At 57.6% G+C, this 21,599-nt stretch carries 18 protein-coding genes; 3 read left to right on the top strand and 15 right to left on the bottom strand.

Annotated features, from left to right (window positions below):
- Positions 1-24: 24 nt before the first annotated feature.
- From B5M42_RS08915 to nrdR, 9 genes are all read right to left on the bottom strand, one after another.
- Entirely contained in the window at positions 25-1,344 is a 1,320-nt protein-coding gene (locus B5M42_RS08915; RefSeq protein ID WP_134749265.1) for an ABC transporter substrate-binding protein, read from the bottom strand.
- 159 nt (positions 1,345-1,503) lie between these two features.
- Positions 1,504-2,337 (bottom strand): carbohydrate ABC transporter permease, encoded by an 834-nt coding sequence (locus B5M42_RS08910; protein WP_134749263.1) that lies wholly within the window; start codon positions 2,335-2,337, stop codon positions 1,504-1,506.
- Positions 2,334-3,212, bottom strand: a complete 879-nt coding sequence (locus B5M42_RS08905) for a carbohydrate ABC transporter permease (RefSeq protein ID WP_134749261.1) — start codon at positions 3,210-3,212, stop codon at positions 2,334-2,336. Before B5M42_RS08905 ends, B5M42_RS08910 begins: the two co-directional genes overlap by 4 nt.
- A gap of 73 nt (positions 3,213-3,285) precedes the next feature.
- Complete coding sequence (locus B5M42_RS08900) at positions 3,286-4,644, bottom strand: ABC transporter substrate-binding protein (RefSeq protein ID WP_134749259.1); 1,359 nt, start codon at positions 4,642-4,644, stop codon at positions 3,286-3,288.
- A gap of 206 nt (positions 4,645-4,850) precedes the next feature.
- Positions 4,851-6,359, bottom strand: coding sequence for a response regulator (locus B5M42_RS08895; RefSeq protein ID WP_134749257.1), 1,509 nt, complete (start codon positions 6,357-6,359; stop codon positions 4,851-4,853).
- 12 nt (positions 6,360-6,371) lie between these two features.
- A complete protein-coding gene (locus B5M42_RS08890) occupies positions 6,372-8,252 on the bottom strand; it encodes a sensor histidine kinase (RefSeq protein ID WP_134749255.1) in 1,881 nt (626 codons plus the stop codon).
- Positions 8,253-8,276: 24 nt separating this feature from the next.
- Positions 8,277-9,359, bottom strand: a complete 1,083-nt coding sequence (locus B5M42_RS08885) for a LacI family DNA-binding transcriptional regulator (RefSeq protein ID WP_134749253.1) — start codon at positions 9,357-9,359, stop codon at positions 8,277-8,279.
- Between the two features lie 73 nt (positions 9,360-9,432).
- Complete coding sequence (locus tag B5M42_RS08880) at positions 9,433-10,545, bottom strand: hypothetical protein (protein WP_134749251.1); 1,113 nt, start codon at positions 10,543-10,545, stop codon at positions 9,433-9,435.
- A gap of 215 nt (positions 10,546-10,760) precedes the next feature.
- Positions 10,761-11,240 carry a transcriptional regulator NrdR gene (gene nrdR, locus B5M42_RS08875; protein ID WP_134749249.1) on the bottom strand — a complete coding sequence of 160 codons (480 nt, stop codon included), beginning with the start codon at positions 11,238-11,240 and terminating at the stop codon, positions 10,761-10,763.
- A 101-nt stretch (positions 11,241-11,341) separates the two neighbouring features.
- Between nrdR and B5M42_RS08870 the strand changes: the two genes are divergently transcribed.
- Positions 11,342-11,566, top strand: a complete 225-nt coding sequence (locus tag B5M42_RS08870) for an alpha/beta-type small acid-soluble spore protein (RefSeq protein WP_134749247.1) — start codon at positions 11,342-11,344, stop codon at positions 11,564-11,566.
- A 28-nt stretch (positions 11,567-11,594) separates the two neighbouring features.
- Here the strand turns inward: B5M42_RS08870 and B5M42_RS08865 are convergent, their stop codons facing one another.
- From B5M42_RS08865 to polA, 5 genes are all read right to left on the bottom strand, one after another.
- A complete protein-coding gene (locus B5M42_RS08865; RefSeq protein ID WP_329959275.1) occupies positions 11,595-12,242 on the bottom strand; it encodes a lytic transglycosylase domain-containing protein in 648 nt (215 codons plus the stop codon).
- A complete protein-coding gene (gene coaE / locus B5M42_RS08860) occupies positions 12,239-12,835 on the bottom strand; it encodes a dephospho-CoA kinase (protein WP_134749245.1) in 597 nt (198 codons plus the stop codon). Before coaE ends, B5M42_RS08865 begins: the two co-directional genes overlap by 4 nt.
- A gap of 41 nt (positions 12,836-12,876) precedes the next feature.
- Positions 12,877-13,581 carry an MntP/YtaF family protein gene (locus B5M42_RS08855; protein ID WP_134749243.1) on the bottom strand — a complete coding sequence of 235 codons (705 nt, stop codon included), beginning with the start codon at positions 13,579-13,581 and terminating at the stop codon, positions 12,877-12,879.
- 60 nt (positions 13,582-13,641) lie between these two features.
- Entirely contained in the window at positions 13,642-14,502 is an 861-nt protein-coding gene (mutM, locus tag B5M42_RS08850) for a DNA-formamidopyrimidine glycosylase (RefSeq protein ID WP_134749241.1), read from the bottom strand.
- A 181-nt stretch (positions 14,503-14,683) separates the two neighbouring features.
- A complete protein-coding gene (gene polA, locus B5M42_RS08845) occupies positions 14,684-17,353 on the bottom strand; it encodes a DNA polymerase I (RefSeq protein WP_134749239.1) in 2,670 nt (889 codons plus the stop codon).
- A gap of 322 nt (positions 17,354-17,675) precedes the next feature.
- Between polA and B5M42_RS08840 the strand changes: the two genes are divergently transcribed.
- Positions 17,676-18,425 (top strand): HAD family hydrolase, encoded by a 750-nt coding sequence (locus B5M42_RS08840; RefSeq protein ID WP_134749237.1) that lies wholly within the window; start codon positions 17,676-17,678, stop codon positions 18,423-18,425.
- Positions 18,426-18,610: 185 nt separating this feature from the next.
- Here B5M42_RS08840 and B5M42_RS08835 read toward each other — a convergent pair whose 3' ends face one another.
- Complete coding sequence (locus B5M42_RS08835; RefSeq protein ID WP_167689575.1) at positions 18,611-20,410, bottom strand: GGDEF domain-containing protein; 1,800 nt, start codon at positions 20,408-20,410, stop codon at positions 18,611-18,613.
- A 266-nt stretch (positions 20,411-20,676) separates the two neighbouring features.
- On the opposite strand from B5M42_RS08835, the gene B5M42_RS08830 reads away from it, so the two are divergent.
- Positions 20,677-21,588 carry a permease gene (locus tag B5M42_RS08830; protein WP_134749233.1) on the top strand — a complete coding sequence of 304 codons (912 nt, stop codon included), beginning with the start codon at positions 20,677-20,679 and terminating at the stop codon, positions 21,586-21,588.
- The last annotated feature ends 11 nt before the right edge of the window (positions 21,589-21,599 follow it).

Raw genomic sequence — 21,599 nt, 5'->3', positions numbered from 1 at the left:
CTTGCCCGCTCGTCGCAAGGACGATTATTTCACTTTCGCTCTGGCATCTTTCCAGCTTTTGTTCAGCTCGTCAAGCGACGCTTGGAAGTCTTTGGCCACGAGCACTTTCTGGATGTAGCCGCCGCCGAAGAAGTCGATTTTCGCTTGGTTGCCCACTTCATTCCAGCGCGAGGATGTCGGAACGCTTTCGATCAGGTTTGGCTTCGCTTCGGTGAATTCCTTCAGCTGAGCCAAAGCCGGCTGCTTCGCTTTTTGCGGCGGGATGAAGCCCGACAATTCAACAAAGCCCGATTCTTCGACCATGAATTGAACCCACGCTTTAGCGACCTCTTTGTTTTTGCTCGTTTTGCTGACACCGTAGAAGTAATCCGGGTTCAACGGAGCGTTCAGCTTGCCGCTGTTGTCGTAAGGGAACGGTACGAAACCGACATCTTCCGGCTTGGCGCCTGCGCCGATGATTTGATTGATGACCCAGTTGCCCAGGAAGTACATGCCGGCTTTGCCGCTGGCGATTTCGCCTTTGGATGCTTCCCAGACGTTGGAGTTCAGATCCTTCTCGACATAGCCCTTCTCAATCATCGTTCTGGCAATGGTAAAGCCTTTGCCGAACTCGTTGTCGACCTTGAACGGCTCGTCGGTTTCCAGCATCGTGTCGAGATATTTGGCGTTGCCGCTCATGAATGGCGCCAGTACTTCGCCCCACTGCTTCAGCGGCCATTGCGCGCCATAGTTGATGTAGATTGGTGTAATCCCTGCGCCTTTCAGCTTCTCGGCGTCTGCGTACAGCTCGTCGAGCGTTTTGGGCGGCGACGTAATGCCCGCTTTGGCAAACGCCTGCTTGTTGTACACGAGTCCTTCGGTCGATACGCCGGAGACGATACCGTAAATTTGACCCGCGTTAGCTTTGTAGTCCTTGAAGTACAGATCGCCCAGCTTGTCGGCGATGTCATTGACCGGTTCGAAGAAATTGCCGAGGTCGGCTTGCGCGATATTGCTTGGAATCATCAGCACGTCGCCGGCTTCGCCGGAGGACAAGCGGACACGCACGTCGGTTTCATAGTTGGTGATGCCTTCGAATTCAACGTCGGTAACGCCGGGATATTTCTTTTTGAACGCTTCCTTGTACTTATCGAACGTGCCGTCGTTAATCAGGTCGGTACGGTTCGTGACAAACGTAATTTTACCCTTGACGTTGTCATTGGTTCCTTTCGAAGCTTCCGTTGCGACGGGCGCCTGGGTTGCTGCCGGCTGGGACGAGTCTGTCGATTCCGTCTTGCTTCCGCATGCTGCAAGCAATGAAGATGTCAATGTTACCGCAAGCAAGGTTGTAAACACTTTTTTCATGAGTGATGCTCCCCCTACACGTTTTTATGTTAAGCGGCTGCTGATCTTGTTCAGCAATTTGTTACCGCTTACACCACCTAATTATACGGGTTCGCCCACAAAAAACATTGGACTTTGTTTTTATTTATTGTCTTATTTTATGATAACAAAAACTAATTTTTATTCTTTCACCGCACCGTGCGTCACGCCGGCATAAATGAATTTTTGCAAAAACAGAAACAGCACGATCGCTGGAATGAAGATGACAATGATCATCGCCGCGATATAGTTCCAATTGGCTGCATTCGGTCCGACAAAGCCGAAAATCGAGGTCGAAATGACCTGCAGGCTCGTCTTGGGCATGTAAAGAAACGGAATATAAAAGTCGTTGTAAATGTAGATGATGCGCAAAATCATCACGGTTACAGTAGCCGGCATCAGCAGCGGGAAAATGATGTTCCAATAAATGCGGAACAGCGATGCCCCCTCCATCATGGCGCTTTCATCCAGCGTGTACGGGATGCTGCGGATGAACTGTAAATAAATAATGATCGAGACGACGTCCGCTCCCAGATAGAGCAGAATTGGCGCATGAATGTTGTTGAACAGATGCAAGCTCTTGATCACGGAAAAGGTTGCGACCTGCGTTGTGACCAGCGGAATGACTGAAGCGAGCAAATACATGCCCAAAATAACCTTCCGCAGCTTGAAATCGAAGCGGCCCAGCGCGTACGCGGTCATCGTACCGAGCAAAATATTGCCGGCGACTGCAATGACAATGATGTACAAGGTGTTCGGCAGCGCCGTGCTCAGCAGCTTGGTACGGGTGAAAATGTAATTAAAATTATCCAGGTGCAGCCAGTCCTGCGGCAGCGCAAACCGGCTTTGCAGAAACTCCGCTTTCGTCTTGAACGCGGTAATAAACACCGTGTAGGGCGGAAACAAAATCACGAAGGCCGCTACAAGCAGGATGGCGTATTTGAGTATCAAGCTGCGGGTCGATTCCTCTCTCACTTGTCGTCTCCTCCTTTGAAAATCAATCTTTGAACGGCGATAAACACCAGCACGATCGCCAGCAGTACGACGGCCAACGCCGAGCCGAGCCCGACCTGCTTGAATTTGAAAGCCACGTCAATCGTTTCGATAATAAACGTCTGCGTGCCGTTCGCTCCCAGCATCATAATGTAAGGGATTTCAAAAGCTTCCAAAGCGCCGGTCAAGCTGAGCAGCAGCAGCAGCTCCAGCACGCGGCGGATGTTCGGGAGCGTAACGAACCAGAACTGCTGGCTCGGCGAAGCTCCGTCAATCCGCGCGGCTTCATACAAATCGCCGGGAATCGACTGCAGGGCGCCTAGAAAAATCACGACGCTCAGCCCGAGGTATTTCCACATTGAGATAAACGCCAGCGCATAGTTCACCGTCTTGGGATCGCCCAGCCAGTTATGCTGCAGGGAATCCAGTCCGATCAAATCGAGAAAGGCGTTTAAGGTGCCGTACTGGTTATTAAACAACGCCTGGAACATGAAGACGATCGCGACGCTATGCATGATGTACGGCAAAAAAAGCACGACGCGGAAGCCGTTCCGTCCGCGGAGCCGGCCATTCAGCACGACGGCGAGATACAGCGCGGCTGCTGTTTGCAGCAGACCTCCGACGAAGTAATACAGGTTGTTTTTTAGTACGGCGAAATATTCGGCTTTGGAGAACAGCTCGACGTAGTTGGCCAGGCCGATAAAGCGTTTTTCCGTCAAGCCGTCCCAGTCCAGGAAGCTGTAATACACCAGATTCAGCGCCGGGAAATACGAAAAGGTCAACAGCAAGGCGAGCGGAACCGCCAAAAATGTGATCAGAATGAACTTGCGCTGCGTCTTGTAGCTAAGATTAAACATGTCATCCCTTCTTCCTTTTCCTTTGAGTAGCGACCAGCGGCAAGCACAGAGCTGCCTGCTTCGCCGCCGCGCGTCAAGGCGTTTGCTGCTGCACCTGACGGCGGGCTGCCGCCCAGCGCGCATTCAGCTCATCGAACGCCGCCTTCAGGTCGGGAGCGGCTACGAGCTTTTGAATATAGCCGCCGCTCCAGAAATCGATCTTTGCTTTATTGCCGATGGCATTCCACTCGCCGGATGTTGCCACCGTCTCCACAAAAGTCGGATGATACGATTTGAATTCGTCGAGCTGCGGCAGCGTCGGCTGTCTGTTTTTTTGCGGCGGGATAAAGCCGGCCGATTCGGCGAAGCCGGAGTCCTCGACCATAAAGCGAATCCACGCCTTGGCCGCTGCTTTGTTGGGACTGCTTTTACTGATGGCGTAAAACCAGTCCGCGTTAAGCGGAGCGTAGTAACGGCCGGAATTGTCGTAGGGCATCGGGAAATAGCCAATGTCCCCGGAAAACGCGCCGGCGCTGACCAATTGGGGAATGATCCAGTTGCCGAGAAAATACATGCCCGCTTGCCCGGAAGCGACCTCCAGCTTGGACGCCTCCCAGAGATTGGAGGACAGATCCTTTTCCACATAGCCACGCTGGATCAGCGTGCGCACAATGCCCAGCGCTTGCCCGAACGCGTTGTCGATGCGAAACGGCGTATCGGTGCCGGACATATTGTTCAAATAGTCAGGGCTGCCGGACATGTACGACGCAAGCCCTTCGCCCCATTGCTTCATCGGCCACTGCGCTCCGTAGTTGATATACATCGGGATCATACCCGCCGCCTTTAGCTTGCGGCAGGCTTCATAAAACGCATCCAGCGTTTGCGGCACTTCATCGATGCCCGCTTTGGCAAACGCATGCTTGTTGTACACGACGCCCTCCGTCGATACGCCGGACACGATACCGTACGTATTGCCCTGATAAGCCCGAATGTCCTTGAAATACAAGTCCCCCAGCTCACCGGCCAAATCATTCAGCGGCTCAAAAAAATCGCCGAGATTGCTTTGGGCGATATTGCCGGGAATCAGCAGCACGTCCTGGGCCTCGCCCGTCGTCAGCCGAATGCGGATATCGCTCTCATAATTGGCAATCGGCTCGAAAACAACATCGTTTACGGCGGGGTAGCGCATCTTGAACGCCGCTTCGTACTTGTCGTAGGTGCCGTCGTTGACCAGATCGACCCGATTCGTCACGAACCGGACCGTACCGCGCACCTCATCCTCCGCCTGTCCAGCGCCTTGCCCCGTGACGCCTTCCTTCGGCCCGCCGCGCCCCGCCGCAGAAGTGGCTGCGTCCGCCTTTCCGGGCGGCGTCAGCGTGCTCCCTCCGCTGCAACCTGTCAAGCCGACCAACCCTGCCAGCAATACGATCATTGTGACTGTTCTTATCCTCATCTTGTCCTCCGATATCGTCACCGTGATATCGCTTACACCCCCATTATAGCGAGCAGCGATCGTCAATTGAATGTCGTGGGTTTCGTTTTCTTGTCTTCATTTGTACTCCTTGGAAAAACAAAAACGCGGCTGCAAGCAGGCCACAAAAGCCTGCCCGCAGCCCGCGCCGCGACTGTCGGGTGAAACGCGCGGACCGCTGCTTGCAGCTACCGCGCCTGATCCTTGAACTCCTTGGGCGTTACGCCAACCATCTTTTTGAAAATTTTGTTAAAGTAAGCCGGGTCGCTATAACCGACCCGCTCGCCGACCTCATACGTCTTCATTTCCGCGTGCTCCTTGAGCAGCTGCTTGGCCCGACTCATGCGGATGCCGATCAAATAGTCGGTCAACGTTTCGCCGGTTTCCGACTTGAACAGCTTGCTCAAATAGCTGGGCGTCAGGAAGACGCGCTCGGCTAGCCGTCCCAGCTCGATATCGCGATTGTACTCCTCTTCGATCATCCGCTTGACCTTCTCGATCACACGGCTGCCGCTGCGTTCGCGCTCCTCGCGCACGTCGGCCAGCAGCTCCTGAATCATCGAAGCAAAGCGGGCCTCGATCGTGCGCAGCCGCAGGCCCAGCTTCAGCTCGGCCAGCCAGTCGCCTTCGTCGTAACGGCGCGCCAGCGCAGCGGGAAACTCGGCGATTTCGCGCTGCAGCATGTAGACGATTTTATCGCAGCAGGCTGCGATATCGTCCAGCTCCGGCTGCAGCAACGCCAGGTCGCGGAACAGCTCGCGCAAGCTGCCGAGCAGCTTGGTCGCGTCCAGCACCTGCGCTTCCTGGCGCAGCTCCTTGTCGATGCGCGCGTGTACGTCCGCGAGCATCGACTTCTCCGCCGTCTCCGCTGCGACGGCGATGTCCGTGCGCGCCGGGCTGTACAGCGCCCGGCGGCTGGCGCGCTGCGCTTCGCGGCAGCAGGCCGGCCAATCGTCGGCGCCCGTGGCGCCGACGGCAATGCCTGCGGCCAGCGTGCCGGGCAGCGCGTCCATGACCCGCTCGGCCAGCAGCCGGCCGAGCGGCACGAGGCGCTCCTGCGGATGCCGCGCCTCCAGCCCGTACACGACGCACAGCTCATGCGTCGTGAGGGCGGCCAGTTCCAGGAAGTCCGCCTGGAACGCCGCCAGGTCCAGCTCCGGCAGCGCCGCCAGCGGCGCCTCGGAGCGGATGACCGCGCAGCCGTAGCTCAGCGGCTGTGCAGGCAGCAGCGCCGCCAGACGCTGGCGCGCCGGGCCTTCCGCGCCTTGCGCCAGCGCGGCGCGCAGCGCTTCGCGCAGCCGGTCGCGGTCGCGCCGGCGCGCGTCGGCCAGCTCCAGTCGCAGCTTGGCGAGCAGCCGGTACAACTCCTCCTTGTCGATCGGCTTGATCAAATAATCGACGGCCCCCAGCCGGATCGCCTGCCGCGCATATTCAAAATCGCTGAACCCGCTCACAATCGCCGCCCGCAGCTCCGGTCTCCGCTCATGCAGCAGCTCGACCAGCCGGATGCCGTTCATGGCCGGCATCTTGATATCGGTAATCAGCAGATCAAATTCCAGCTCGTCCAGCCGTTCGAGCAGCTCCGGTCCGCTCGCGAACAGCCCGACGATCCGGTAGTCCTCGCCGGCTGACGTAATCATTTTGGCCAATCCTTGCCGAATCCGTTCCTCATCGTCCGTAATGACAATACGCAGCATGATGCCCTCCTTCTACTCCTGCAATGGAAACCGGATATGCACCTGCGTGCCGACACCCGGCTCGCTGTCGACTTCAAGCCCGCAGCCGTCACCGTAATACAGCTTCAGCCGCTCGTTCACGTTGCGCAAGCCGATGCCTCCGCTGCGCGCTGCGCCTGCCCCGTCTTCTGCCGGCGCTTCCGGCGCCAGCAACGATTGGCGCAGCCGGCCAAGCGTGGCTTCGTCCATGCCCGCACCGCTGTCGCATATGGTAATCCGCAGCTCATTGCCCGTCACCGTGAACGTCAACGCCAGCTCCATGACCGGCTTCGTGCCGTCAAGACCGTGAAAAATGGCGTTCTCCACAATCGGCTGCAGCGTCAGCTTGAGCAGCTTGACCGACTTCAGCTCGGCATGCGGCGCAATCGACAAGCGGAATTTGCCGGGATACCGATAATCCTGCAGCTTCATATAATTGCGCAGATGGTCCAGCTCCTGCTCCAGCCGCACAAAATCCCGCCCCATCGTAATCCCGTAGCGCAGCAGCTTGCCGAGAATTTGCGTCATGTCGGCCACTTCGCTGTCGTCGTTGATTTCAGCCGTCATGCGGATCGATTCCAGCGTATTGTAAATAAAATGCGGATTAATTTGCGTCTGCAATGCGGCCAGCTCGGCCTCCCGCTTCCGCTCGCCGATGCTCACGTTCTCGGCCAATAGCTGCTTGATTCGCTCCAGCATCCGATTGAACTGGTTGCCGAGCCGCCCGATTTCATCCTTGTATTTGACCGGGTATTTGACATCGAGATGGCCGTGCTGCACCTGACGCATCAAATTGACGAGAATCCGCAGCGAACGCGTCAGCACAAACGACAGCAGCACCGAGATGATCAGCGCCGTCACTACGGCCAGCAGTGTAACGGCAATCGTCAAATTGCGGTTGCGCGCCACGTCCTTGGTCAGCTCGCTGACCGGCACGGTAATGACCACATGCCATTGCGTCTGCTCGGACAGCGAATAAATGACGAGCGTTTGCTTGCCGTCCACCTCGGCCACGTAGCTGCCCTGGCGGCCGTCCACGTTGCGCAGCCAGCCGGCGTTGGCCATGTTGTGAGTCATAAACGTCTTATTGCTGTCATACACGACATTCTCGTATTGATCGAGAATCAGCGTGCTGCCATGCGTTGCTTTGTCGAGATCCTGTACAATCCGCTCAAAAAACGAAATGTTCGCATCAACGACAATCAGTCCGATCGCTTCATAGGAATCGTTGAACACCTCGCGAATCACCGAAAACACATAATTGCGCGCATTGGAATTGTTGACCACCTGCTCGGTGCCTATCAAGGCCGGCAGCCCCTTGCTGTCCTGCACGGCGCTTTTCCAATACGGATACCGTTCCTTGATATCCTGGCGAAAACCATTTTTATAGCGGTAATACGGGTTGCCGTATTTATCGAATAAATAGACAGATTTCGTGTCTTCTTTAATATTGTTCAAAAAATTAATGCTGGATTCAATTTTTTGCCGGATATTGAGCGACAGCTCGTCCAGCGTGCCCGCCGAACCAGCGATTAGCTCAGGAGGCTCCCGATACGCCTTTTCGTAGAAATCGTTCGACAGCTCCAGATTATCCTTGATATCCTCGACATAAGCCGGAATCGTGGAAATCCGCTTCATATCATCAATGTAATCATCGAGCCGCTTGACCATTTCATTGGAGACCTCGGTTACATAGACGGTCGTGTTGTTCTGGATCGAATCTGCATAATGGCGATAGGATACGTAGCCGAGCAGCGGAATCGGGATCAGAATCAGCACGAGAAAAACAAGAATCAGCTTCCACTCCATCCGCACATGCGCCAGCGTCAGCGCGCTGCGCAGCCGTTCCAGCCGACTCAGCGTCAAGAAGCTCATCCGGACACCTCCAGGACCGCCATGCTATAGCGCCGCTTCACGCTGACGCGCCGCGGCGTGCGAGCCGCGAGCTAGCAGCGTTCCGGCCAGCAGGCGCTTCTCGAACGGCTCGTCCGCATGGGCAAGCCGCCATTGCAGCATTTCGACCGCGCGTTTGCCGAGCAGCTCCTTGGCCACATGAATCGTGGTCAGCGGCGGCTGAGACACGACGGCGTCGTCAATATTGTCAAAGCCGGTTACGCTGATATCGTCCGGTACGCTCAGCCCAAGCTCGCGCAGCGCATCCATCGCGTTGATGGCGATCGCGTCATTGGCGCAGACGAGCGCCGTCGGCAGCGCGTCCGTCCGCCGGGCATGGTCGAGCCACAGCCGCAGCTCCTCGCGGCTTTGCACCGGCACGTCATTGCTCATGCCAAGCGGCTCGGGGACCACCGGACCATGCAGTCCGTTTTCTTCCATCACATTGCGGAAGCCGTTCCAGCGGTCGAAGAAGCTGCGCGAATAATGAATGTTCCCGACAAACTGCAAATGGCGGTGACCGAGCCCGATCAGATAATCGGTCAATCGTCCGACGCTGTCGATATTATTTATAAACACCGTATCGCAAGGAATCAGCGGCTCCTCATGGTCCACCAGCACCATCGGCAAGCCGATGCGATGAATTTCCAGCAGGAACGAGGCCGAAATCAGCCCGATCCCGATGAGACCGAGAAAGCCTTGCGGGTTTAGTACGTTCATGAAACGGTCGGCATTCGTTTCGGTTACGATCACCATGCCGAGCCCGCTTTGCTCCAAGGCCAGCGACACCCCGTCAAGCACCTTGCCCCAATAGCCGGATTCGCGGGTTTGAAAGCGAATGCTCGGCATCAGCACGAGCACCGATTGCTTGGGCCGGTTATCGGCTTCCGGCGAATCCTCGCCCGCTGGCCGGGCCTTTTGCATATGCGCTTGCTTTTGTGTAAAATATCCGAGCTGCTTGGCTGCATGCAGCACGCGCTCGCGCGTCGCCGGACTGACCCCGTCCTGAGCCGACAACGCTTTGGAAATGACATATTTCGATACGCCCAAATGATCGGCGATATGCTGCATGGTCACTTTTTTAGCCATTTGCGTCCTCCATGAAAAAAGTATGCGCTTTTATTATAGCACCATACCGCAGAGAGCGCCGTCATTTTTTATTTCAATTATTAAAAATTTTGCTAACAAAATGATCCAGATTATCGATCAACGCATATTCCGACGCGCGCAGCTTGCTCAAGATCGCCGCCGTCTCCTGAGGTGCGGGAAATTGCTGTGTACGCAGGAGCTTCCGCAGCTTGCTAACAAAAACGAGCCACAAGGTCGTATTGTCCGACCAGGTCTGCACCAGCTCCCGATAGGGCGATTGCTGAAACAGCGGGCTCATCTCCATGCAGCGCAGCAGAATGTATTTGCGCTGGCGCAGGTTATCGAACTTCCACTCCATCAGCGCGCACCAGTTCAAATCATAGCGGTCCGGCTTGCCCTGCAGCAGCAGCTCACCGTTCTCGCAAGCCGCAACCAGCGAATCGAGCGCCTGGAGCTCATTTTCCATCACCAGCCCGTCGCGCTCCTCAGCCGGCTCCCGCGCCCGCTTCCGCACCTGATCAAGCATATCCAGCGTGCCCTGCGGCAGCAAAGTCGCTTCAACTGCTGCTTGTCTGGGCTCGAACGTATACAGATTCATAAAGGAGCTGAATGCCGGCTCCAGCGCCGCTTTGCTGACGATCCCCATATGCTTGAAGCCACGATACGGGACAAAATCGTGCTGACGAATTTCCCGAACCGCATCCATGTAATAAAACGACTGCTCGTCATAGCCGAGTATCGTGAAAAAATGATTTTGCCGCGAATTGTGCAGCGGTTCATCGAACGGAAAATCGAGACTTTGAAAATGCTGATAAAAAGGCACGCGCTGCGAATGCGTCTGGAGCATGACGAAATGGCCCTCGTCCAACAGCTCGCACAGCTTGGCCGTCCCTTCCGCGCCCTTCAACCGATATATGCCGATATCGAAATACGGCACCGACGACCACGCCTGCCGCGGCTCGATGCTCGACAGTCCGCCATCGGCGCGGCGCACGAGGTGAAAGCCGGGATCCTGCATGAACAGTGGATACGGATCACGCAGCCCGAGACGCCCTTTCAGCAGAAAATACAACGGCGCCTGAAAGCAGTTCAGCAGCTTGGCGAACTCGTCGGGCCGACCTTGCGAATCAAAATAATATTCGTAATGCAAATACGGATGCCGCCTGGCCGTCTGGCTTGGCTCCACGGTCTATTCCCCCTCGCTATCGCATCATGCGGATGTTGGCGTATACAGCTTCCATTATAAGCGGCACTTTGGGGGATGAAACTGGAGTCAAATATGCTTTGTTGTCCTGGCTTGCCTTTTTTTGTACTTGCTTGTGCTTTTTTTCCGCACCAACGGCAAAAAGGCCGCTCTCGCCGGTGCTTGTCCGGGAAAGCGGCAATGTCATGCCGATCGCATTATTTTCTGCCCAAATCCGCGCCTTCATGCTTGCCGAGAATTTGTGTCAGCTCCTTGAGGAACATATTGATGTCCTTGAACTGCCGGTATACCGAAGCGAACCGGATATAGGCGACCTCGTCGACCGGATACAGCTGCTCCATAACAATTTCGCCGATGGCGCGGCTGTCGACTTCGGCATGCGCCGTGTTGCGCAGCTGCATCTCGACCTCGGATACGATCATTTCCAGCCGTTCCATCGACACCGGCCGTTTCTCGCAAGCCCGAATCAACCCGCGCAGCATTTTCTCGCGGCTGAATTCTTCGCGGCTGCCGTCTTTTTTGATCACGATCAGCGGCGTTTCTTCGACCATCTCAAAGGTGGTAAAGCGCCGCATGCACTTCTCGCATTCCCTGCGGCGGCGTATCGATTTGTTTTCGTTGGCCGACCGGGAATCCAGCACCTTCGAGCCGTTGTAGTCGCAAAAAGGGCACCTCATCGCCTTCTCCTCCTTATCTTCCGCATTACCAAATGTTGCATGACATGATCGGCTCCAAAGCGCACATACTATCCTTACCAACGACAAGGAGGTGAACAGACATGGGTGCAGGACAATCCCGCAGTAGCAACGCGTTAGTTGTTCCTCAAGCTAACCAGGCTTTGGATCAGTTGAAATACGAAGTAGCTCAAGAGCTGGGTATCGCCATCCCGCAAGATGGCTACTATGGCAATATGGCTACTCGTGATACTGGTGCAATTGGTGGTCACATTACTCGTCGACTGGTACAAATCGCTGAACAACAGCTGGCTGGCCAATTCAAGTAAACCTTGAAACGGCTGGACCAACCAAGATTCAGGTGGGAAGCATCGGGCTGGCGGCTCCTTGAGTAGCCGAGTCCGATGCTTCTTTGCGCGCGTCGGTGTCAGGCCACTCGTCCTTGTAAAGCTCGCGGTATTTTTCGTAATAATACAGCACCCGCTGCACGTAATGGCGCGTTTCGCCAAACGGGATTTGTGCGACTTGCTCGATCGTGCCGTCCCACGTATCGCTTTGCTTCCACTTGTTCACATTGCCCTGACCGGCATTGTATGCAGCAATGGCATACAGCATATTGCCGTCGTAATGGTTGAACAGCCAGTTCAAATACCAGGCGCCCAGCCCGATATTGACTTCGACGCGATGCAGGTCGTCGTGCGTGTACGTGCCCAGATTGGCCGTTTCAACGATCCATTGCGCCGTATCCGGCATGAGCTGCATAATGCCGATCGCGCCTTTTTTCGATTCCAGATGGTATTGATAATTCGTCTCGACGCGGATAATCGCTGCAATCAGAAACGGATCTATTTGATATTTCGTCGCATTTTGGCGAATTTCCTGCTTGTAGTAAATCGGATACAGCTTGCGGCCGATAAACGTACTGTTCATGAACAAAATCAGGACAAAAACCAGCAGCAGCAGGGCAAAAATCCGTTTTTTGCGAAAAAAATGCATAGCCGTCATGGCAGCCCCTTTCTCTGCCAGAATAGCGCTACCTGCCGCTCCGTCTCTTCGACCGTTCCCGAATTGTCGATGATGTTGTCAGCCAGCTCGCGCTTGGCGTCAATCGGCAGCTGCGCCTCCAGGCGCTTCAAGGCTTCGGCCGGCTCCAGTCCGTCGCGGCGGATCAGCCGTTCAAGCTGAACCTCACGCGGGACATAGACCAGCAGCACCTCCTCGAACATCGACGCCAGCCCCGATTCGAACAGCAGCGGCACGTCCACCACCACAAGCCGATGCGGCTGCTCACGCTCAAAGGCTTCCATCCGCTCGCGCATCAGGGCGCGAATCGGCGGATGCAGCAGCGCCTCCAGCTCCTTGCGCGCCGCTTCGTCGCCGAACACGATCCGGCCGAGCGCCTTGCGGTCAAGGGAGCCGTCTTGCAGCAGCACGGCTTGTCCGAAACGCGAAGCGACCCTGTTTAACACAGGGCTGCCCGGCTCAACCACCTCGCGGGCGATCCGGTCGGCATCGACCAGCGCCGCGCCGCGGCCGGCAAGCATGGCGCTGACCGTGCTTTTGCCGCAGGCGATTCCTCCCGTTAATCCGATATTCATTCGTCACCGCTCCTTGCGCGCGGGGCGCATTCGTTTTTGCTTTACAACATCTTCATCAAGCCCATGAGAATCAGCACGCAGCCGGGCAGAATCGACAGCTTCTTCATCCAGCTTTTTTCGGCGAACCGCAAGCCGACGCGCAGGCCCGTAGCAATGAACGTACCGCTGGCCAAGGCGATGACGGAAGCCGTCAGCACCGGCTCGTAGCCGATCAGCGCCGCGCCGATCCCCGCGCCGAAGGCGTCCATTGACAGGGCCAGCCCAAGCAGCGTCGCTTCTGAAGCGGAAATGTTGCCCGAACGGTCAACGTCGGCCATCGAAGGCGTGCGCAGGATTTGAATGACCAAGCCGAAGCGCTTCAGCTCGATATTGACGATTTCCTTGACCCGCTGCGCCGCTGCAGCCGCCTCGCGAGCCGCTGCTTCGACCTCGGCCGCCAGCGCCACCGGCCCCTCGGCTTCCGCCGAATCGCCCTGCTTTTGCTGCCGCATCTGGTACAGCGCCCAGACGCCGATGCCGATCAGAATCGCCGCTCCGACCCTACGCGCCGCTTCCGGGCTCAGGAAGGCCGCCATCAACACGCCGATTTGCATCGATACGTAAATAATAATGCCCGACCATAAGGAGATGATGCCGACGGACAGCAGCGGAATGCGGATTTTCCGCAGCCCGTACATAACGCCTACGCCAAATCCGTCGAGACTGACGGCGAAAGCGAGTATCAGCAAAGAAATCACAGGAAGCATGCTACCCCTCCTCACATCTTCGTACTCCCTTATGATATGGGGAGGAGGGCGCTTCTGTGCCTAGCGTCGGGATTTCTTTGCCGTAGCCGCTCCCGGGAACGGCTGGCAGACCGGGCAAGTGTGCGTGCCGCGGCCGCCGACAACGGTTTTGACAATTTCGCCGCCGCACGTCCGGCAGGGCTGGGACTGGCGTCCGTAGATCGCCAGCTGATGCTGGAACAGTCCGATTTCACCTTGTCCGTTCACATAGGACTTGATCGACGAACCGCCCACTTCGACGGAATCGCGCAAGGTGCGCACAATCGCTTCATGCAGCCGCTCCAGCTCGTCCGAAGACAACGACGACGCCTCCCGCTCCGGGTGTATGCCTGCAAGAAAGAGGGACTCGTCTACATAAATATTCCCGATGCCGACGACATATTCCTGATTGAGCAGCAGCGGTTTGATTTTCGTCTTGCGGCCGCCGATGATTGCCGTAAACGCCTCAAGCGTGAAATCGTCGTCCAGCGGCTCCAGACCGAGCTTGCCCAGCGGCTTGGCGCGCAGGTCCTCGCCTTGTGGAAACAGATGCATCGTGCCGAATTGCCGCACATCCTTATATCTTAGCTCCTTGCCGTCGGTAAAGCGGAAAAACACGTGCGTATGCAGCTCTGCCGGATCGGCGGCGTCATACAGCCCGTAGCGTCCTTCCATCCGCAAATGCGACACGAGCACATAATCGTCGAGTATAAAACGTAAAAACTTGCCTCTCCGCTCAATCGAGCGAATCGTCTGGCCTTGCAGCAGCACCTCGAACCGGCGGATATCGTCAGGCTTTTGAATGATCCGGGCCAGCTTGACCTGCACCTGCTCAATCGTTTTGCCCGCAACGAGCGCGTTCAAGGTGCGCTTGACCGTTTCCACCTCCGGCAGCTCCGGCATTGGCGTTCACCTCTTGTTGTGAAAATGGGATATGCTGCAAAAAGTCTGGCGCCCCCGAATGCCTTCCGGCCGCGGACGCCGCAAACTCCCCTACCTGCGCTCCCGAAACCGACTTACCCGGTTGCATCAACGGGAGCCTGTTTGGCGCGACACCTTCGCACCCGCATATGCGGTCCGCCGGCTACTTCGCTTCGTACCACGTCACGCCGTAATTGACGTCGGCGCTGAGCGGCACATCGAGCTCGATCGCCTGCGCCATCACCTCGGGCACCAGCTTGCGCATCGTCTCCAGCTCGTCCTCCGGCACCTCGAAGACCAGTTCGTCATGCACCTGCAGCAGCATGCGGCTGCGCAGCTTGCGAGCTTCCAGCTTCTCGGCCATCTGCACCATAGCCAGCTTGATAATATCGGCTGCGGTCCCTTGAATCGGCGTATTCATCGCCGTCCGCTCGGCAAACGAGCGCAGGTTGAAATTCGACGCGGTAATTTCCGGCAGGTAGCGGCGGCGCTGCAGCAGCGTCGTGACGTAGCCGTCGCGGCGCGCGTCCTGCACGATATCATCCATATATTTGCGAACCCCCTGGAACACGGCAAAATATTGCTCGATGAACCGCTCCGCGTCCCGGCGGGGAATGTCCAGATTTTGCGAAAGGCCAAAGCCGCTGATGCCGTAGACGATGCCGAAATTGACGGCTTTCGCCTGACGGCGCATGTTGGCGTCCACCTGCTCGGGGCCGACGCCGAAGACGTCCATTGCCGTTTTGGTATGAATGTCCATGTTGTTGCTGAACGCCTCGCTTAGCTTCTCGTCGCCGGAAATGTGCGCCAGCACGCGCAGCTCGATTTGCGAATAGTCCGCGGACAGGATATACCAGCCCGGCTCCGAAGGCACGAACACCTTGCGGATTTTGCGGCCTTCCTCCAGACGGATCGGAATGTTCTGCAGGTTCGGGAACTGGCTGCTCAGCCGTCCCGTCGCCGCAATCGTCATCTGGTAATACGTATGCACGTGGCCGGTCTGCGGATGAACCTCCTTGAGCAGTCCTTCGACATAGGTCGATTGCAGCTTTGCGAGCTGGCGGTAATGCTGGATGTGGCTGACGATTTCATGGCGCGAAGCCAGCTTCTCCAGCACCTCGGCGTCCGTCGAGTAGCCGGTTTTGGTCTTTTTCCAGGCCGGCAAGCCGAGCTTCTCGAACAAAATCTCGCCGAGCTGCTTAGTGGAATTGATATTGAATTCCACGCCGGCCAGCTCGTAAATCCGCTTCGCCAGACTGTCCACCTGCACGGCCAGCTCCTCGCCGTACAGCTTCAGTCCGGCGGTGTCGACCTTGATGCCGCGCAGCTCCATCGCGGCCAGCACGCCCGCAAGCGGGAGCTCCAGCTCATAATAGAGCCGCTCCATGCCGCTTTGCGTCAGCTCGCTTTGCAGCACCGGCACGGCGCGGCGGATCGTATCCGCCTTACGGCACAGGTGCTCGCAAAGCGCAGCTTCGTCCGGCAAGCGGAACTTCGCTCCCTTGCCGTACACATCCTCGTCCGGCCGGATGCCCGGCAGGCCGTACCGGGCCGCAAGGCCGCTTACGGTCAGCGTCGATTCCGTCGGATCGAGCAAATAAGCGGCCAGCAGCGCGTCGAAGTCCACGCCGCGCAAGGCGATCCCGCGCCACGCCAAAGCGATCTCGGCGCGGTGCGAATCAAAGAGCTGCTTCTTCGCCGCCGGGTCGCCCAGCCATTGCCGAATGGCCTCGGCCCCCGGGGCTTCGCCCTGCAGCAGCTCAAAAGGCACATACGCGCACGTATCGTCGTCCGGCGCGTAGAACGCCACGCCTAAGACTCTGGCGTGGTGCGGGTTGTCCCCCACGGTTTCCACGTGGAGGGAGCAGCTTGGGCCGAGACTGGCGGCAAATGCCGCCAACTCCTCGGCCGTAACCGTGCGCGCAGCGATCTCGGCCTGCGCGGGGGCGTCGGCGTCCGCGCTGTCCGCGCCGAAGTCCATTTTGTCCAGCAGCGACTTGAACTCCAGCTTGCGGAACAGCGCCGACAGCGCTGCGCCGTCGAAGCCGTCGTAGCGGTATTCGCTCCATTCCACCGACATCGGCACCTCGCGGAAAATCGTCGCCAGTTCCTTGCTCATCCGCGCGTCCTGCTGGTGCGCTTCGATCTTCTCCTTCATCTTGCCCTTCATCTCATCGGCATGGGCAAGCACTTCTTCCACCGAGCCGTATTCGTGCAGCAGCTTGAGCGCTGTTTTTTCGCCGACGCCCGGAATGCCGGGAATGTTATCGGAGGTATCGCCCATTAGCCCCTTCAGATCGATAATCTGTTTGGGGGCAAGACCGTATTTTTCTTTGATTTCCGCAGGATTGTAACGATCGACCTCGGAAACGCCCTTGCGCGTAATCGCCACGGTAACGTGCTCGGAGGCCAACTGGAGCATATCCTTGTCGCCGGATACGACAATGACCTGCTCTCCCGTTTCGTCCGCAACCCGGGTCAACGTGCCAATAATGTCGTCGGCCTCGTAGCCGGACAGCTCGAACTGAGCGATGCGGAAAGCCTTCAGCAGCTCCTTGATCACGGGAAACTGCTCGGACAGCTCCGACGGTGTTTTGGCCCGTCCGCCTTTATATTCGGTATATTCCTGATGGCGGAACGTGATCTTGCCCGCATCGAACGCCACGAGAAAATGCGTCGGCTTCTCTTCCTCAATCAGCTTCAGCAGCATGGTCGTGAACCCGAACACGGCATTCGTATACTGACCGCTGGAATTGCTAAGCGCGGGCAGCGCGTAAAACGCCCGGTTGGCGATACTATTGCCGTCAATAATGATCAATTTCTGTTGGCTCATTCTACAACACCCCGATTATAAACATACTTCCTCCATCATACCATACGCTTGACCAAATGAGAAAAAAGACAGCGCTCCCGTAGCCGCTCCACGGCCGCCCGTCCGTCGCAGCTCCGCTTCCGCTTCACCGCCGCTTTACCACGTCTTGCAGCAGCGCGTTCGCCTGCCGGCAGCCCGCCTGCTCGCTTCCGCCCGGCCCGCCGCAAATGCCGCAATCGCCGTCCATTGCGATGTCGTAAAACGCTGCGTCCGCACATAAGCTTAATGCAAAGGGTAAGTTTCGACCGTTTGATCAGGCGGCGGCCGCAAAGGAGGGGTGTGCGTGAGCCCGGTTTTTTCCCCGTCCCGGAAAAACACGATTTTTTTCGATATGAACAATACGATCATCGACCGGCGGCAGTGCTTCGATTCCGCCTTCACGGAAACGATCGGCGCCTACACGGCGCGCTGGGAGCCGGACGAATTCGTCTGGAGCCCACAGGATGCGCTGCACAGCTACAAGCTGGAATGGAGCCGCTACCGCAAAACGCCGGTCCGGCAGCCGATTCCCCCCGACGAGCTGCGCCAGCTCTGCCTCAGCAAAGCGCTGCAGCCTTATCCCGTCAAGGTGACGGCGACATTTGCCCGCGCGTTTTTCGAGCAGGTCGAGACGCTGGAGGACAGCTACGTGTCGCTGTTTCCCGGCGTCGAAGAAACGCTGACGGCGCTGGCGGCCCGCTACCGGCTCGCCATCATCAGCAACGGCTCCGCCAAGCAGCTGCGCAGCAACTGGAGCAAGCTCAAGCTCGGCGGCTGGTTCAGCGAGGAGCTGCTGTTCAGCTCCGGCAAAGACGGGCTGCGCAAGCCGCAGCCGGCGATTTTCGAGAACGCGATCCGCACACTCGGTACGAGCGCCGGACAAAGCGTGATGGTCGGCAACTCCTGGCGCAACGACATTATCGGCGCAACGTCTTGCGGCATGGACGCCGTCTGGATTCATCCCGGACATTTGAAAAAAATATCGCAGCGCAAGCTCGGACGGCAAAAGGTCGTCATCGTCCGCGCCTTTCGGCAGCTGCAGCAAACATTCTAAGCGGCTGTACGGCGCCTAGGCGCAGCAATCGCGCATGCGAAACGATTTCTCCCCGTTTCAATCCTTATTCTTCATCTTCCCGACAACGCGCAAACAAAGCCTCCCGGCACGCCAAGCTTGCAGTTGGCGGCCGGGAGGCCCTTTTTCTTTCTAATTATTATGCAGTTCCTCTTTGTATCGCACGCTTATTCAGGCCGGGCTGCTTCCTCCAGCGCGCCAATCGTCCGGCTGCAAACCACGCTGCCCTTGTGCGCCTTCGCCTGCTTCTTCAGCCTCGCCGCTGCCTGCGAGATCAGCTCCGGCGTTACTGCCGTCTCCTGAAGGATGATAAGCAGCGACAGAGACAAGCTGACGCCGTCGCTGTCCGCGCGATTGCCCATGCGGTCCTCGACGTCCATCCATTGGTCGGGCTCGTACAGCGTCATCACCCCCGCCTCAAAGCGGCGCAGCATTTCGCGACACAGCCGCTCCGGCTCCTCGCTCAGCGAAATGACGATGAAATCGTCGCCGCCGACATGGCCGATGAAATCGTGAGGCGTCCCGCATGCCGCCATCGCGGTTTGTAAGCAATCCGCCGTGTACTGGATCAGGCTGTCGCCCTTTTGAAACCCGAACTTGTCATTAAACCATTTGAAAAAATCCAGATCGCCATAGATGACGCAAAACGGCTGGCTCTCCACTAGCCGCTTGCTCAGCTCGCGGTTGATTTGCAAGTTGCCCGGTAGCCCGGTCAGAGGACTGGCGACACGCGCGCTTTCCATCCGGGCGTTCGTGATGCTCTCCAGCATCGCGCGCACGGAAGCGACTCCGGCCATCTTGCCGCCGCTCGTAATGATCACGAGATCGTACAGATTACGGATCGAACGCGAGGTCGCCATTTGCGAGACGCGCTCCACCGGCAAGCGTTCATCCACGATCAGCGGCGCTGGGTCCATAGCCTGCTCGATGCTGCGGTTCCAGAATAGCGAAAAGCCGTATTGCCCGGCCAGCTGCTGGAACAGCCGCTCGCGCATCAGCAGCCCGACAGGCGTTCCCTGCCGCACAACGACCGCGCCCGTCGCCTCCGGATAACGCTTGAAATAATCCGCTGCGGCCGAAATCCGGTCGCTCCCCTCGAAGACTTGCGCCGGTGCGGCCAAATCGCCGATCATCCAGCCGCCGCCCGTCATGAGCAGCCGTTGATGCTGAGCGATCAGCGTGCGGCATAGCGGCGGAACATCCGCCGGCCCCGGCCCTGGCCGCCCTAGCAAGTAGCCCTGCGCGTGATGAACGCCCATATGCGTCAGCTTCACCAGCTCGTCCGGCTCCTCGATGCCTTCGGCAATGAGCTGAATATTCATTTTATGGGCAAACGTCACAAACGTTTCAACGATATATTCCTTTACCTTGATCTGATGAAGCCCTTGAATCAACGAGCGATCAATCTTGATAAAATCCGGCTGCAGCTCGGCAATCGCCTGCAACGACGAATAGCCGGCCCCCGCGTCGTCAATCGCAATGCGGTAGCCCTGCCGTCGGTAATGCTCCAGCACCTTTTGCGCGCGCGTAAAATCCTCTATCGAGCTGCGTTCGGTAATCTCGAACACCACCTGCGCCGGCGTCATGCCGCTGGCTTGCAGCAGCTCCAGCGTCTGCCCCGGCACGAACTGCGGGTCGCTAAGCACCTGTGCCGAGACGTTAATAAACAAAGGCTGGCGCTGCGCCAGCCGCGCGCCGGCAATCGCCTTTTCCCGCGACAGCCGCTCCAGCGCATACAAGCGCCCCTGCTCCTGGGCATATTGAAACAGCAGCTGCGGCGCTTCCAGCCCGCTGCCGGCTGGTCCGCGCGTCAGCGCCTCATAGCCGAACACCGTCCCGTCCTGCAAGGACACGATCGGCTGGTACACGCTGTATATCGATTGCTCCTCCATAATCCGCAGAAACGGCTCCGTCAGCTCAACCGCATCCTGCCGGCTGCGGGGCTGCGCGAACGATTGGAACGCCATCGGCATCATCCCTTACTTGCTCTATTATCCATAGTGTAGCAAACGAAATAAGTGAAACCGTCAAGCGAATGTAAAATCCGTGTAAATAGTTCCGCGGGCTTATTTGCCGGCCACCTTCGCGCCGCGCAGCCAAAATTCATTGGACAAGCGACCAAATCGCCCCCGTTCGCTACAATCCGGCTGCAGCGCAGGGGTATAATGGAACCATACGCTGCCGATTCTTGCCAGGCAGTGACCGAACTTGAAGAATTATAGGGGAATTTGCCATGCTCAAAACGATTTTTCTCAGCATCATTCTCGAAGCGCTGCCCTTCGTTCTGTTGGGCGTACTCGTGTCATCCGTGCTGCAAATGTTCGTCACCGAGGAGACCGTCCGCCGCTGGATGCCCAAGAACCCGATCCTGGGCATATTGTTCGCTTGCTTGCTGGGCATCCTGTTCCCCCTGTGTGAATGCGGCATGATTCCCGTCGTCAAACGGCTGCTGCACAAAGGCATGCCGCCGATGATTGCCGTCGTGTTCATTGTCGTCGGGCCAGTGCTCAATCCGGTCGTTTATTTGTCTACGCGCACCGCCTTTCAGGTTTACCCCACGCTCGCTTACGCCCGTATGGGGCTGGCGTTCGCTGTGGCCGTCATTCTGGGCCTGCTGCTGCATGCTTTTATGAAAAAAAGCCCGCTGCGCGTCAGCCATTCGACCGTCAACGGCCAAGGCGCCGATACGGTGACTCATCATCATGACCATGACACATCCGGCTCCGGCTGGAGCGGCAAGCTGATCGGCATGGGCAAGCACGCTGCCGGGGAATTTTTTGAAATGGGCCTGTACCTGATCATCGGCGCCATGCTGACCGCGCTCATCCAAACCTCGCTGCCGCGCGAAGTACTTACCGGCATCGGCGGCCAACCGGGCCTTAGTCACCTGTTCATGATGGGCTACGCCTACATCCTGTCGCTTTGCTCGACGTCCGACGCCTTCGTCGCTTCGTCGTTCACCACCTCGTTCGGCTATTCGTCGCTGCTGGCCTTCCTCGTCTTCGGTCCGATGATCGACCTGAAGGTGACACTGATGCTGCATTCGATGTTCAAAACCCGTTTCGTGCTGGCGTTGATCGCCATTGTCGGAACGATCGTCTTCCTCGGCTCGCTGACCATCTATCTGCTAGGCTGGATGACGTAGCTGCTGATCTA

The sequence above is a fragment of the Paenibacillus athensensis genome, from assembly GCF_004514475.2.
GTDB classification, from domain to species: Bacteria; Bacillota; Bacilli; order Paenibacillales; family NBRC-103111; genus Paenibacillus_AL; species Paenibacillus_AL athensensis.
This window is presented reverse-complemented; position numbering and strand designations above follow the sequence as displayed.

Bases quoted from the DNA above. Each gene is read 5' to 3' on its own strand.
- mutM (WP_134749241.1), bottom strand. From the start codon at position 14,502: ATGCCGGAGCTGCCGGAGGTGGAAACGGTCAAGCGCACCTTGAACGCG.
- nrdR (WP_134749249.1), bottom strand. From the start codon at position 11,240: ATGAGGTGCCCTTTTTGCGACTACAACGGCTCGAAGGTGCTGGATTCC.
- B5M42_RS08830 (WP_134749233.1), top strand. From the start codon at position 20,677: ATGCTCAAAACGATTTTTCTCAGCATCATTCTCGAAGCGCTGCCCTTC.
- B5M42_RS08885 (WP_134749253.1), bottom strand. From the start codon at position 9,359: ATGGCTAAAAAAGTGACCATGCAGCATATCGCCGATCATTTGGGCGTA.
- B5M42_RS08900 (WP_134749259.1), bottom strand. From the start codon at position 4,644: ATGAGGATAAGAACAGTCACAATGATCGTATTGCTGGCAGGGTTGGTC.
- B5M42_RS08855 (WP_134749243.1), bottom strand. From the start codon at position 13,581: ATGCTTCCTGTGATTTCTTTGCTGATACTCGCTTTCGCCGTCAGTCTC.
- polA (WP_134749239.1), bottom strand. From the start codon at position 17,353: ATGAGCCAACAGAAATTGATCATTATTGACGGCAATAGTATCGCCAAC.
- B5M42_RS08905 (WP_134749261.1), bottom strand. From the start codon at position 3,212: ATGTTTAATCTTAGCTACAAGACGCAGCGCAAGTTCATTCTGATCACA.
- B5M42_RS08870 (WP_134749247.1), top strand. From the start codon at position 11,342: ATGGGTGCAGGACAATCCCGCAGTAGCAACGCGTTAGTTGTTCCTCAA.
- B5M42_RS08895 (WP_134749257.1), bottom strand. From the start codon at position 6,359: ATGCTGCGTATTGTCATTACGGACGATGAGGAACGGATTCGGCAAGGA.
- B5M42_RS08865 (WP_329959275.1), bottom strand. From the start codon at position 12,242: ATGACGGCTATGCATTTTTTTCGCAAAAAACGGATTTTTGCCCTGCTG.
- B5M42_RS08890 (WP_134749255.1), bottom strand. From the start codon at position 8,252: ATGAGCTTCTTGACGCTGAGTCGGCTGGAACGGCTGCGCAGCGCGCTG.
- B5M42_RS08835 (WP_167689575.1), bottom strand. From the start codon at position 20,410: ATGGCGTTCCAATCGTTCGCGCAGCCCCGCAGCCGGCAGGATGCGGTT.
- coaE (WP_134749245.1), bottom strand. From the start codon at position 12,835: ATGAATATCGGATTAACGGGAGGAATCGCCTGCGGCAAAAGCACGGTC.
- B5M42_RS08915 (WP_134749265.1), bottom strand. From the start codon at position 1,344: ATGAAAAAAGTGTTTACAACCTTGCTTGCGGTAACATTGACATCTTCA.